This window comes from Cohnella fermenti (assembly GCF_004801405.1).
GTDB lineage: Bacteria > Bacillota > Bacilli > Paenibacillales > Paenibacillaceae > Cohnella > Cohnella fermenti.
The window spans coordinates 1-12,547 of the sequence record NZ_SSOB01000071.1 but is presented as its reverse complement, the minus strand read 5'-3'; the positions used below and the strand labels follow the sequence as shown (position 1 = coordinate 12,547).

Here is a 12,547-nt window from a genome sequence, read left to right as displayed (position 1 = left end):
CCGGCATTCCGGCTTGCGAGACGGCTCCGAACGGCGCCGGGCCTTGCTTCAGGATATGTTCAGATACAGCTTAGTGCCATCCGAGAACTTGACGATCGCAGCGTCCGACCACAGCTCCACGCCCGTGGCCTTCTTCCACTTGCGCCGGAACTCGAGATCGAGGGTCATCTCCTTCATGCGCTCCTGCAGCAGTCTGCGGCTGTCCAATCGCTTCGCTCTATTCATCAACGGTACGTTCCGATGACCGAAATGCAAAATGTCCGTCATCTTAACTCCCTCCTTCGCGTTCGTAACCTTGCTTCTTGATACAAGATTACAAGAGAGACATTAAGAAAGTTACAGGTTGCCAAACTAATATTTTGCTAACATTTTGAATGTCGCTATCCTTCTCACCGCGGCTCAGCATTGTTCGGTTGCTCTACAGCCCTACAGCAGCTTCCGGCTCCGCACCTCGAAGATGCCGAACTTCAGGTAATGCCCTTCCTCGACGCCTCCGAGCTGCGGATGATCCTTCCCGGCTCCGTGCCATTCGATGCAGCGCAGCGTCTTGCCCGCGTCCGCCGCCGCTTCGAGCAGCGTCTCCATGAAGAGGTCCGGACGGACATGGTAGGAGCAGCTCGCCGTCACGAGATAGCCGCCCTCGTTGATCAGCTTCATGGCCTGAAGATTGATCTCCTTGTAGCCGCGGATCGCCCCCGGCACCGCGCGCTTCGTCTTGGCGAACGCCGGAGGATCGAGGATGACGACATCCCACGTCCTGGCTTCGGCGGTCAGCTTCTTCGACGTATCGGTCTTGCCCTCGCTGCGCGCCTGGCGCTCCTCCTTGCCGCTGACCTGCTGCCGCAGGTACTCGAACGCGTCCGCCGTGACGAACTCGACGCGGTCCGAGAAGCCGTTCAGCTCGGCGTTCCGCTTGGCCGTCTCGATCGCATGGGCGGACACGTCGAGGCAGGTGACCTTCTTCGCCCCGTACTTGCACGCATGCAGCGTGAAGCTGCCGGTATGCGCGAAGCATTCGAGCACCGTCGCCCCGTCCCAGTACGGGAACGTGACCGGATTGCCCTTGGAATTGACGGGGACAAGCCGCCGCCCCTCTTCCGTCTCCCGCTCCTCCAGCCGGATGCCGCTGCGCGCCCCCCAGCCTCGCACAATCGGTTCGATGGCCGCGCGGTTCTCCCTCTGGTCGAAGAAATAACCTGTTTTCTGCCCGTTCTCGATGTCGACCTCGATCTTCAGGCCGTTCTCCTCGATGACGATATGGCGCGGACATTCCCCGTACAGCACGCCGGTGCGCTCCTCGAGCCCTTCGAGCGTCCGGACGCCGACGTCGCTGCGTTCATAGACCCCGTGCGGCTTGAACACATCGACGAGCGCCGGCAGCCAGCGGTCCCGCGCGGCGTCCATTCCGAGCGTCAGCACCTGGACAACGAGGACATCTCCGAAGCGGTCGACGACAAGGCCCGGCAGGAAGTCGGCTTCCCCGAACACAAGTCGGCAGGACGCGGCGACGCCAACGAACCGTCCTCTGTACTCGGCGCATTGCCTGAACCGTTCGCGGAACCACTCTTCCGTCATCTCCGCAAGCGGCCGGTAGGAGACGATCCGAACGGTAATCTGGGAGGCGGGGTTATAGTAACCCGTTGCGAGGTATTGCCCCTTGCGGTCGCGAACCTCGACGAGGTCGCCGGGAGCTGGCTCGCCTTCGATTCGTTCGATCTCGTTCGCATATATCCACGGGTGGCCCTGCTCCAATCTCGGCCGGCGGCTGCGAGACAGCACAACGCGCGCTTGCCCGCTCGCCGGGAGGGCGCCCGCCCCTGAATTTGGAACCTGCTCTTGTGGAATTTGATCTTTTGGAATCTGATCTTTTGGAATATGATCTTCTGCTTGATTTGAGCTTGCCATGGCTAGCTCCACCTTTCCTATCATGACTTGTCCGTTATTCTCATATATTGGCATGTATGAAAAGCAGGCGAGGAGGCAATCCCGCTCCCCGCCGCGACGATTGGGCAAAGGAGCTGATCTCCCGTTGATCGCCAATATCGTCTTCGCCTCGACGTTCGGGCTGGCCCTGCTGCTCTTCGGGATGAAGCTTATGGAAGCCGCGCTTCGCCAGTGGGCGGGAAGCCGCCTGCCCGACATTCTCCGCCGCACGACCTCCACCCCGCTGCGGGGCTTCGCGACCGGAACGGCAGCTTCCGCAACGCTGCAGAGCGGCACGGCCGTCACCGTCATCACGATCGGTCTCGTGAACTCGGGGCTGCTTCCGCTCGGCCAGACGCTCGGCATCATCCTCGGCACGAACGTCGGCACCTGCTTCACGACCGAGCTGATGAGCCTTCGCCTGCACGAATACGGGATGCCCGTGCTGCTCGTCTCCCTCGCGATCTGGGCCTGGACCGCGCTCGCCGGCGAGATGCAACTTCTGCCCCGCCTGCCGAAGCGCTGGGTCGGGCCGATGCGCTTCGGCGCCGCCGCGCTCGCCGGCTTCGGCCTGCTGCTCGTCGGCTTCGCCGTATTGCAGTCGATCGGCCCGCAACTGCTGCGGAGCGACGCCTTCCTGCAGCTCTCGTCCCGCGCGGAAGCGGAGCCGATCTGGGGCGTGCTCGGCGGCGCCGCGCTGACCGCGGCCGTCCATTCCAGCGCCGCCGTCATCGGCATGTCCATGGGGCTCGCCAGCTCCGGCGCGCTCTCCCCCGAGACGGGCATCGCCATCGTGCTCGGCGCCAATGTCGGCACCTGCTTCACCGGCTTGCTCGCTTCGCTCGGCGGCGGCAGGGGCGGCCGCTTCGTCGCGCTCGCGCAGATCGCGCTGAACGTGACCGGAGCGGCGCTGTTCTATCCGTTCATGCACTTGCTGCTGGCCGCGGCGTCGGCGTTCGCCCCCGAAGACGCAGCCGCCCAGATCGCGCACGGCCAGACGATCTTCAACTTCGCCTGCTCGCTGCTGGTCCTGCCCGCAGCCCAGTTGTTAAGCCGCCGGGCCGCCAAGTAGCGCAGACGTTTGCTTCTTGCCGGCCTCCGCCGGGAGGACCAGGGCGCGCAGCCGAAGTCGAAAGCGACGGCAATGGATGAAGGCTTGAGAATCAAGGCTCGTCGATGCCGTTGTGCCGGTGCCCGGCGACGATCGCCACGCCCGAGCTTGTGCCGAGCCGGCTTGCGCCCGCCAGCAGCAGCTTGCGCGCTTTGGCTTCGTCGCGAATGCCGGCCGACGCCTTCACGCCGAGCCGCGGCGAGACGGACGCCCGGAGCAGAACGACATCCTCCTCCGTCGCGCCGCCCGGTCCGAATCCGGTCGACGTCTTCACGTAATCCGCTCCGGCCGCCTCTGCGATGCGGCATGCCTCGACCTTCCGCTCGTCCGTCAGCATTCCCGTCTCCAGGATGACCTTCACGAGCGCGCCTCCTTGAACGGCTTGCACGACCGCGGTGATGTCCCTCTCGACCGAAGCGCAGTCTCCTTCGAGCAGCCGGCCGATCGCGAGCACCATGTCGATCTCCGCAGCGCCGTCCTCGACCGCGGCGGCCGCCTCGAACGCCTTCGCCCGCGTCGCGCCCGAGCCGAGCGGGAAGCCGACAACGCCGCACACCTTCACGTTCGTTCCGCCGAGCTGCTCGCGGCATTGGCGAACCCAGCGCCCGCCGACGCAGACGCTGTGGAAGCCGTGCGCATAAGCCTCCTCGCACAGCCTGCGATAGTCCGCGGAGACGGCTTCCGCCTTGAGCAGCGTATGATCGATGAACGGGGCGATCGGCATTCCCGGAAGCCAGAGCGGGAAGCGGCCTTCCCGTTCCGGGCGAAGCCGCGCCGCCGCCGCGTACCCGAGCTGCTTCAACGCCTGCCGCAGCACCTCGTCGTTCGTCTCGTAGCCTTCCGAGAGCTGAAGCCTCCAGCTCTCGGCGGGGTCGAACCAGTAGGCGCCGGAGATCTCCTCCGTCTGCGCCTTAAGCGAGCCTTCCCCCGCCTCCACGAGATAATAATGCACTTCCTTCTGAACGGTCACCCGTTCCGAAGATTCGTACTCGTAACGGATGACGGACAGCGGAGCCACGATCGCCCCCCGGATTCCCGTCTCCTCCTCCACTTCGCGAAGCGCCGCCTGAGACTCGGTCTCTCCGGCCTCCAGCTTGCCCTTCGCAAGCGCAATCTTGCCGAACCGGTCGCGGATCAGTTGAATCTCCAGCCTGCCGTCTTGCTTGCGGTAGACGATGCCGCCCGCCGATATCTCCTTCACCGGTTCTCCCCCCTGTCTGTCTCTAAGAGCTCGATTCCCCCTTGATTCCCCTCGATCCCGTGCCGGCCTCGCTAGGCGCGCTTCGCCAGCGGACGCACGTCGCTGAGGACGGAGATCAGCTCGCCGCGGTTCTCGTTCGTGCCGCTCTCGGTCAAGCGGACGAGACAGCGCTTGCGGTACATCGATTCATCGCCTTCGAACTCCACGGACAAGTAATTGTCCGAGTAGCCGGCGAGCCGCGTCCTGCCGTCTTCTCCCTTCGATACCCGTTCCGGAATGACCTCAAGCTGCGCGCCGACCCAGCCCCGGCTGTAATCGCCCTGAAGCTTCTCCGACAGCTCGATCAGCCGATGAACGCGCTCGTGCTTGACCTCTTCGTCCACCTGCTCGTCCATGCGGGAAGCCGGCGTCCCGGTGCGCTTGGAATACGGGAACACGTGCATCTCCGAGAAGCCGATCCGCTCCATGAAGCGATAGCCGTTCTCGTACTGCTCCTCGGTCTCTCCCGGGAAGCCGACGATGACGTCGGTCGTGACAGCCACTCCCGGCATCGCCGCCTTGATGCGCGCGATCTTGTCCGCGAATTCCTCCGTCGTATACTTGCGTCGCATCCGCTTCAGAATCGCGTCGTCTCCCGCCTGCAGCGGAATGTGCAGGTGACGGCACATTTTCTTCGAGGAGTTGAGCATGCGAATCATCTCGTCGTCGATCTGGCTCGCCTCAATGGAGCTGATGCGAATCCGCTCAAGCCCTTCGAGCTTGTCCAGATCGGCGAGCAGATGCGCAAGCCGGTAGCTCTCGAGATCGTCCCCGTAGCCGCCGGTATGGATGCCGGTCAGGACGATCTCCTGGTAGCCCGCCGCGACGAGCTGCCTGGCCTGCGCCAGCACGCTGTCGGGGGCGCGGCTGCGCGACAGTCCGCGCGACCACGGGATGATGCAGAAGGTGCAGAAGTTGTTGCAGCCTTCCTGGATTTTGAGGAAGGCGCGCGTCCGGTCGGCGAATGCCGGAACGTCCAGCTCCTCGAACTCGCGCGTCTTCATGATGTTGCGCACCGCGTTGACCGGCTTGCGCTCGCGCTGAACGTCCGCGACGAAGCTCATCAGCTTGTCGCGGTCCTGCGTTCCGACGACGAGATCGACGCCGGGAATGGCGAGAATCTCCGCGGGCGACGTCTGCGCATAGCAGCCCGTCACCGCGATGACGGCGTCCGGGTTGCGGCGAACGGCGCGGCGGATGATCTGCCGGCTCTTCTTGTCGCCGGTGTTCGTCACCGTACACGTGTTGATGACGTAGACGTCGGCGGTCGTCGTCTCGAAGTCGACCTGCTCGTAGCCTTCCTTCGCGAACAACTGCCACATCGCTTCCGTGTCGTAGAAGTTCACCTTGCAGCCCAATGTGTAGAATGCCACCGAAGGCATCGTCGTTCAACCTCCCAATTCCCCCGATTCGTAAGCGAGACAGGCAAGCGCCACGAGCGCGGCGGTCTCCGTGCGCAGAATTCTCCGCCCGAGGCCGACGGCCGCGGCTCCCGCGAGAACGGCCTGCTCGACCTCCGCAGGATCGAAGCCCCCCTCCGGCCCGACAACGAGCAGTACCCGGGGAGCGACTCCCGCCGCGCAGACGTCGCTCTCCTGGAACGAAGCGAGCGCGTTCCTCAGCCCCGTTCCGCTCCTGCCTTCTTCCTCGTAGCAGAGGAGAGTCAGGTCGTAGCCGCCCATGCCGGCGACGAGCTCCTTCCACGAGCAGACGGCGCGGACGTCGGGAACAAGCCCCCGGTGCGCCTGCTCCGCCGCTTCCTTCGCGATCTTGCGCCAGCGCTCCAGCCGCTTCGCTTCCTTGCGCTCGTCGTACTGCACGACGGTCCGCTTGGAGAGGAAGGGCTGGAAGACGGCGGCGCCCGCTTCGGTTCCCTTCTGGATGACCGTCTCAAGCTTGTCGCCCTTCGGCAGGCTCTGCGCGACCGTCACCCGCCAGCGCATCTCCGCGGCGGACGGTCTCCGCTCGATGATCGAGGCCGTTACGCGTCCCGGCTCGATCGCGGCGACCTTGGCCAGCGCCTCGCTGCCGGTGCCGTCGCAGGCGATGAACTCCTCGCCAATGCGCGCGCGCATAACCGTCGCCAGATGCCGGGCATCGTCCCCCTCCAGGAATACCCGATCGTCGCCCATCTGCTCCACGCTTACAAAATACCGCTGCATGCCATCGTTCCTTCCGAGGCCCGAAGGCCTCCCTCATTCGTTCCCTCATTCATCCATTCAATCATTCATCCATTCATGATTGCATTAATATCGCCAGCCGTAGAGGCTCGGGATAATGGAGGAATCCGCATGATGCCCGAAGATGGCGCCAGCGATCTCGTGCATCTCCCGCACGATCGGAAGCGCAAGCGAGAACAGCGGATCGATCGTCAGCTCGCGAAGCGGCGGAATGAACACAAACAGAATGAAGATAAAGATTCCCCATTGCTCGTACTGCGCCAGCTTGATGCGCGTCTTGATGGGCGCGAACTCCTCGACGATGCGGTAGCCGTCAAGCGGCGGGAGCGGGATCAGGTTGAACAGGAACAGAATAACGTTGATATGAAGCCAGTACGCCATGAAGATCCCGACGTTCTCCCGAACCGCATCGGTCGGAGCGGTCAGCACCCCGAGATTGACGAGCGCATACATCGCGAGCAGCCCGATAAACGCCAGCAGCAGATTGCTGATCGGCCCGGCCGCGGTGACGAGAATGCCCATCAGCCGCGGATAGCGGAAGCGGCCTCTGCGGACCGGAACCGGCTTCGCCCAGCCGAAGCCCGCAAGCAGGAGGAAGATCACGCCGATCCAGTCGATATGCGCGGCCGGATTGAGCGTGACTCTTCCTTGCTCGTACGCGGTGGAGTCGCCGAACTTCCAGGCGGTCCATGCATGGGAGAATTCGTGTATCGTAAAGGCAACCAGCATCGTCACGATGACGAAGGGCATGTGCTCCAGCGGATACGCGAGAAAATTCATTCGTCCTCACCCTTCGGCTTGCCGGATACGAATGCGATCCAATCGTCCTGGCGCACTCGTTCGATAATCTCGAAGCCCGCGGCCAGCAGGGCGGAGGCGACGTCGTCTTCCTTGTTCTTGTAGATGCCGCTGGCGATGTAGATGCCGCCCGGCTTCAGCACGTCGTAGACGTCGCCGATGAACAGCAGGATGATCTCCGCGAGGATGTTCGCGACCACCAGGTCGACGGGCGGCGTCACGCCGCCTTCCGCGGAAGACGTCCGTTCGCCGTCCTGCAGCACGCCCAGCAGATCGCTCAGCCGAACCTCGATCCGCTCTCCGAGGCCGTTCAGCTTGACATTCTCCGTCGCGCTGGATACTGCAACCGGATCGAGGTCGAGCGCGAGCACCCGGTTCGCGCCGAGCTTGATCGCCCCGATCGCGAGAATGCCGGAGCCCGTGCCGACGTCGATGACGTTGTCCCCTTCGTGAATAGCCCCTTCCAATGTGCGAAGGCAAAGCGCCGTCGTCGGGTGGGTGCCCGTGCCGAACGCCATGCCCGGGTCCAGCTCGATGATGAGCTCATCCGGCCGCGCCTCGTAGTCCTCCCAAGTAGGCTTGATGGTCAATCTCTCGGAGACGGCGATCGGCTTGAAGTACTTTTTCCATGCGTGGGCCCAATCTTCCTCGTCGACTTCCGCGAAGCTTGTGTTGAAGTCGCCCGCGTCGTAATCGAATTCCGGCAGTCCCTTAAGCAGTTCGTTCATCTCGCCGACGAGATGCTCCATATCGGCATCCTCCGAGAAGTAGCCTTTAATGTAAGCATAGCCGGCGGGAATGTCGTTCAAGGGCTTGTCGTACCACTGTCCCAGCGAAGTGTCCCGAGGCTTGTCCGGAGACCACGACTCCTCGATGGAGACGCCTCCCGCCCCAAGCTCCGTCAAATAATGCGCAACCATCTCTTGGGACGATTCCGTCGCGAATACGGTCAATTCGAACCAACGCACCTTCTGTTCCTCCCCATCCAACTCTAAAAAGCGCTTAAAGCGCCTATAATGACCTTCATTATACACGCAACGATTCCCTTGACGCAAAAAAAAACGCAGCCGGTCGGGCTGCGTTCGGATGTGCCGGGACGCGCTCTTGGCGGACGGCCGGGCGAAGCTCGATTGCCGCCCGGCCATCCCCCGACCCTCATCGGGCCGCGCTCTTCTTCCAATACCGCTCTTCAATCTCCCGCGCCGGAAGCGGCCGGCTGAACAAGAAGCCCTGCGCAAGCTCGCAATGGAGCCGGCTCAGAAGCCTGAGCTGGCGTTCATCCTCCACCCCTTCCGCGACAACCTTGAGCTTCATCCCGTGCGCGAGGTTTACGATCGACTCCACGATCGGAGCAGGCTCGTCTTCGCGCGAGGATTGAATAAAGCTCTTGTCGATCTTGATCGTATCGACGGGGAACCTTGCGAGCTGTCCGAGCGAGGAATACCCCGTTCCGAAGTCGTCGATGGCGATTCCGACCCCGAGCCGCCTCAGCTCGGTCAGATTGGAGAGAACGGGATCGATATCCCGCATCATCGAGCTCTCCGTGACCTCAAGCTCGAGCAGCCGCGCCGGAAGGCCGAGCTTCGCCAGCAGCCCCTCGATCCGCCCGGCAAGCCCTTCGCGCTGCAGCTCGATCGGCGACAGGTTGACCGAGACGGGAACCGGCTCGTAGCCCCAATCCTCCCATTCCCTTAGTTGGGCGACGGCGCGGCCCAGCACCCACTCTCCGATCTCCGCGATCAATCCCGTCTCCTCCGCCAGCGGGATGAATTCCCCCGGCGCCAGTTCGCCCCGCTGCGGATGGTTCCAGCGCACCAGCGCTTCCAGCCCCGCGAGCCGCTTGGAGGCTACCTCGAACTTCGGCTGGTAATGCAGTAGGAGCTGGCCGTTCGCCAGCGCTTCCCTGAGCTCCCCAACCTTGCGCGCGCGTTCTTCTTCCGGCGACAGCAAACCGTCCTCATGAAGAACCCAACGGTCCCCGCCCGCCTTCTTCGCCCGATACATCGAGCTGTCGGCATGCCTCACGAAGCGGTCGGAATCCGCCGGGGACGACAGCTCGCGAAGCGGCGCGACGCCGATGCTCAGCGGCTGCACGATCTCGGAGTCCTCGACCGGAAGCGGCTTCCGGAACGCGGCCAGCAAGCCGTTCGTCCAGTCCTCCAAGCGAACGCCGGTCGGCAACGGATCGAGCAGCACGGTGAATTCGTCGCCTCCGTACCGATAGACGGTCCCCCGCTCCCCCACCTCCGCCTTCAGCCGCTCCGCCGCACTCCGAAGAAGCCGGTCTCCGAGCGCATGGCCGTACTTGTCGTTTTGCCACTTGAAGCCGTCCAGATCGATAAACAGAAGATGCTTGCCCTCGCGCTCGGATTCGGGCTCCCGCAGCGATGCGGAGAGGCGGGCATGGAACAGCCGCCGGTTCGGCAGCCCCGTCAGCATGTCGTAGTTGGCGAGCCATTCCAGCTTGCGCTCCGCCATCCGCTTGTCCGTAATATCCGAGAACACGGCGGCGTAATGCGTTGCCTCCCCCGTCGCGTCCAGGATAGCGGAGATCCGGATATACTCGAGGAAGACTTCCCCGTTGCGCTTGCAGTTCCAGATCTCTCCCTCCCACTGGCCGCTTGCCAGCAGCTCCGCCCACATCCTTCGGTAGAATTCCTTCCCGTGCATGCCGGACTGCAGCACATTCGGCTTCTTCCCGACGACTTCGGCCCCGGAGAAGCCCGTCATCCGGCAGAATGCCGCGTTCACCATGACGATCGTCGCATTCCGGTCGGTCACGATAATGCCGTCGCGTATCGCTTCGAGCGCCCTGGCCGCCAACGCGGCATCGGAATTGTCCGGCGTCCTCATGGTCAATCTCCCCTCATCTCAGGCTGCGCCTGCCCGATCCGGCGCGCCGTGTGAACGAAGTCACAGACGTCGCCTGTCGATCATTGCCATAATTTTAGTCATTATTGCATTACCGGATCGTTAATCGTCGGAAAAAATAGAGAGAGGAGAAGCGGCCATGCCATCCATCATTGAAACCGTTGTTCTCGTCTCCGCTGCAGCCTCCGATTGGGCTCCGCTGGAGAAGCGCTTCCCCTTGCTCGCGGACCGCTACCGGATCTTGTCCGCCGACGTCGCGCCGCCGCCCGCAGCCCCGCCCCCGGCTTCCTTGTTGAACTCGCGCTTCGATCGGCTCGCTGCGTTCCTGGCGGCGGTCCAGACGGAGGGAACCCGGACCGATCGGGTCCACTTGGCCGGCTGCGGCGCCGGAGCGGACATCGCGCTTCGTTATGCGTTGAGCTTCCCCGCGCAAATCGCGTCTCTCGTGCTGGTCGCCTGGGAGCCTGTTGGGCCGGCAGAAGAAGGCGAGTCCGGTAAGTCCGGCGAATTCGGCTTGCCCCTGCTCCGCCTGGGGGACCTTCGCTGTCCCGTTCTGATGCTGATCGGCGGGGCTGATCCGACGATGACAACCGGCCGATACGGGCTGCCGCTCAGCTTCATTCCGGATTGCTCGCTGTTCACCGTTCCGGGGGCGGGCCGCCATGTGCTGAACGATCGGCCCCGGCTTGTCGCCCGGCTGCTTCTGGACTTCTACAAGACGCTCCGGAACCGGCCTGCCCGTCCGTCGGCCTGCCCGTCCGTCGGCCAGCGAGGCCGACACCGCCGCCTGGCATCGGCACGTCAGGAGCGCGCTTGAGTCCCTCGAGAAGAAGCTGCGCCCGGCGGACGAGCTTGCGGTCGACGTCATGGACGGCTTCCGCATCCGGGTGAACGGCGAACCGGTCGAAGATGGCCTATCCCGCAAAAATGTGAAGAGGCTCTTGCTGTATCTGCTCCTGCACCCGTCGGCCAGCCGCGAGGCAATCTGCGATGAGCTCTGGCCGGATGCGCTTCCCGACAACGCCCGGAACCTGCTTCGGGTCAGCTTGACCCATCTGCGCAAGCTGCTCGGACGCCGCTCCTCCTTCCCCTTCGTCTATTCGAACCGGGAGAAGATCGAGCTGAGCGGGACGGTCCGCTGCGATCTGCTCGAATTCCAGAGCGATCTCGCGAACACTCTGAAGTGCGAAGCTTCCGCGAGCAAGTGCGACGCGGCCATAAGGCTGCTGCGACGAACTCCGCGGACGATGCTGCACGGCATCTATGACGAATGGGCGACCGGACTGCGCAGAAAATGGGAGAACGAGCTGTTCGAGCTCATCGAGTGGGCGGAAGGTTATGCGGCGCAGCGGGAAGAGTGGGATCGGGCGGCGCGGCTGCTCGAAGCGGCGGCATCCGTGTTCCCTTGGGAGGAGCAGCTTCAGGAGCGGGCTGCACGGTACAGGGAGCGGCACAGGGAACGAGCGCGCCTCGAAGCGCAGGATGCGGAAGCATCCGCTTCCGCCCGAATAATGAAAGCGCTTCGGTAAACGGCCGAGAGCCGCAACGAAGCGCTTGAAGGCAAAGATTCGGGCAACCGGTCAGCGGCAATGGCCGCCCGCGGCCCGGATGACCTTGCGGGCCTGCTCCGCCGCACCTGCGGGCACGTCTACGGTCAGATGGAACTCGGGACCGCCGGAAGAAGCGGAAGTGCCGAGCTCCGAAGCCGCTTCCAGCCGGGAATCGCCGAGCAGCTCGGCAGACAGCCGGCTCATGCCGGCGTTTGCCTCCGCCGTCTTGGCCGGAAGCCGGGAGCCGAAGTCCGCCCCGCCGCCGGTTCTCTCCATCCGGAACCGATTCGCCCGTAGGGAAGCCAGCTTGCGAACCGCTTCCTCGGCCTGATCCTGGTCGCGGAAGCTCGCCTGAAGGGATTGCATGTCCACGCGGCTACTCCCCCTCGCAGTCGGCCGCACGGCGGTCCGCTTCCGCGGCGCGGCGCTGGGCGATCCGATCCTCTTCGTCCGCCTGTTCCGCGGAGAATTCGACGTCCTCGGCCTTGGCGGTCGGCAATTCGCCAGCGGATTCGCTTCCCTGCCGGCGTTCTCGATGTCTCTCGCTGCGTTCCTTCATTGACCGTCAGTCCTCCCTTGATTAACGGCAATCGCCGATATTGTTATAGCTTGTTCACAAGAGAGGCGGATCATTCACTCGCCCCAATAAGAAAAACCGCCAGGGCAGGTCGCCGCGACGGTCCTTCTTTTAGCTGACTTTAGTGATTTTAGCTGACGACTTAGGCGGCTTCAGATGACTTTTTGCGATTTTGGACTAAACCGCTGTCGCGGTGGTAAGAGCTCAAACGCTCAGCGTAAACGAAACATTCCATTTGTGATGGGACATGCGATGTGTTCAGAAAGGACATCTCTTAAACTAGATAGCAGCCCACTG

At 63.5% G+C, this 12,547-nt stretch carries 12 protein-coding genes; 2 read left to right on the top strand and 10 right to left on the bottom strand.

What is annotated here, in order from left to right:
- Window positions 1–48: 48 nt before the first annotated feature.
- Entirely contained in the window at window positions 49–267 is a 219-nt protein-coding gene (locus tag E6C55_RS31935; protein WP_136373901.1) for a hypothetical protein, read from the bottom strand.
- 159 nt (window positions 268–426) lie between these two features.
- Window positions 427–1,779 (bottom strand): class I SAM-dependent rRNA methyltransferase, encoded by a 1,353-nt coding sequence (locus E6C55_RS31930; RefSeq protein ID WP_230986956.1) that lies wholly within the window; start codon window positions 1,777–1,779, stop codon window positions 427–429.
- Between the two features lie 250 nt (window positions 1,780–2,029).
- On the opposite strand from E6C55_RS31930, the gene E6C55_RS31925 reads away from it, so the two are divergent.
- Window positions 2,030–2,995, top strand: coding sequence for a Na/Pi cotransporter family protein (locus E6C55_RS31925; RefSeq protein WP_230986955.1), 966 nt, complete (start codon window positions 2,030–2,032; stop codon window positions 2,993–2,995).
- A 91-nt stretch (window positions 2,996–3,086) separates the two neighbouring features.
- Here E6C55_RS31925 and deoC read toward each other — a convergent pair whose 3' ends face one another.
- The 6 genes from deoC to E6C55_RS31895 all read right to left on the bottom strand — a co-directional run bounded on the left by deoC (window position 3,087) and on the right by E6C55_RS31895 (window position 10,105).
- Window positions 3,087–4,235 (bottom strand): deoxyribose-phosphate aldolase, encoded by a 1,149-nt coding sequence (deoC, locus tag E6C55_RS35295; protein WP_136373898.1) that lies wholly within the window; start codon window positions 4,233–4,235, stop codon window positions 3,087–3,089.
- A 71-nt stretch (window positions 4,236–4,306) separates the two neighbouring features.
- Window positions 4,307–5,656 (bottom strand): tRNA (N(6)-L-threonylcarbamoyladenosine(37)-C(2))-methylthiotransferase MtaB, encoded by a 1,350-nt coding sequence (gene mtaB, locus E6C55_RS31915; protein WP_136373897.1) that lies wholly within the window; start codon window positions 5,654–5,656, stop codon window positions 4,307–4,309.
- 6 nt (window positions 5,657–5,662) lie between these two features.
- Complete coding sequence (locus E6C55_RS31910) at window positions 5,663–6,436, bottom strand: RsmE family RNA methyltransferase (protein WP_136373896.1); 774 nt, start codon at window positions 6,434–6,436, stop codon at window positions 5,663–5,665.
- An 84-nt stretch (window positions 6,437–6,520) separates the two neighbouring features.
- Entirely contained in the window at window positions 6,521–7,234 is a 714-nt protein-coding gene (locus E6C55_RS31905) for a site-2 protease family protein (RefSeq protein ID WP_136373895.1), read from the bottom strand.
- Window positions 7,231–8,220, bottom strand: a complete 990-nt coding sequence (prmA, locus tag E6C55_RS31900) for a 50S ribosomal protein L11 methyltransferase (protein ID WP_136373894.1) — start codon at window positions 8,218–8,220, stop codon at window positions 7,231–7,233. The genes E6C55_RS31905 and prmA overlap by 4 nt, the downstream gene beginning before the upstream one ends.
- Window positions 8,221–8,407: 187 nt before the next feature.
- A complete protein-coding gene (locus E6C55_RS31895; RefSeq protein ID WP_136373893.1) occupies window positions 8,408–10,105 on the bottom strand; it encodes a putative bifunctional diguanylate cyclase/phosphodiesterase in 1,698 nt (565 codons plus the stop codon).
- A gap of 704 nt (window positions 10,106–10,809) precedes the next feature.
- Here E6C55_RS31895 and E6C55_RS31885 point away from each other — a divergent pair.
- A complete protein-coding gene (locus E6C55_RS31885) occupies window positions 10,810–11,652 on the top strand; it encodes a hypothetical protein (RefSeq protein WP_168735991.1) in 843 nt (280 codons plus the stop codon).
- Window positions 11,653–11,703: 51 nt separating this feature from the next.
- Here the strand turns inward: E6C55_RS31885 and E6C55_RS31880 are convergent, their stop codons facing one another.
- A complete protein-coding gene (locus E6C55_RS31880) occupies window positions 11,704–12,045 on the bottom strand; it encodes a hypothetical protein (protein ID WP_136373890.1) in 342 nt (113 codons plus the stop codon).
- Window positions 12,046–12,049: 4 nt separating this feature from the next.
- Window positions 12,050–12,232, bottom strand: coding sequence for a YfhD family protein (locus tag E6C55_RS31875; RefSeq protein WP_136373889.1), 183 nt, complete (start codon window positions 12,230–12,232; stop codon window positions 12,050–12,052).
- Window positions 12,233–12,547: the final 315 nt, after the last annotated feature.

Bases quoted from the DNA above. Each gene is read 5' to 3' on its own strand.
- E6C55_RS31935 (WP_136373901.1), bottom strand. From the start codon at position 267: ATGACGGACATTTTGCATTTCGGTCATCGGAACGTACCGTTGATGAAT.
- mtaB (WP_136373897.1), bottom strand. From the start codon at position 5,656: ATGCCTTCGGTGGCATTCTACACATTGGGCTGCAAGGTGAACTTCTAC.
- E6C55_RS31910 (WP_136373896.1), bottom strand. From the start codon at position 6,436: ATGCAGCGGTATTTTGTAAGCGTGGAGCAGATGGGCGACGATCGGGTA.
- E6C55_RS31905 (WP_136373895.1), bottom strand. From the start codon at position 7,234: ATGAATTTTCTCGCGTATCCGCTGGAGCACATGCCCTTCGTCATCGTG.
- E6C55_RS31895 (WP_136373893.1), bottom strand. From the start codon at position 10,105: ATGAGGACGCCGGACAATTCCGATGCCGCGTTGGCGGCCAGGGCGCTC.
- E6C55_RS31875 (WP_136373889.1), bottom strand. From the start codon at position 12,232: ATGAAGGAACGCAGCGAGAGACATCGAGAACGCCGGCAGGGAAGCGAA.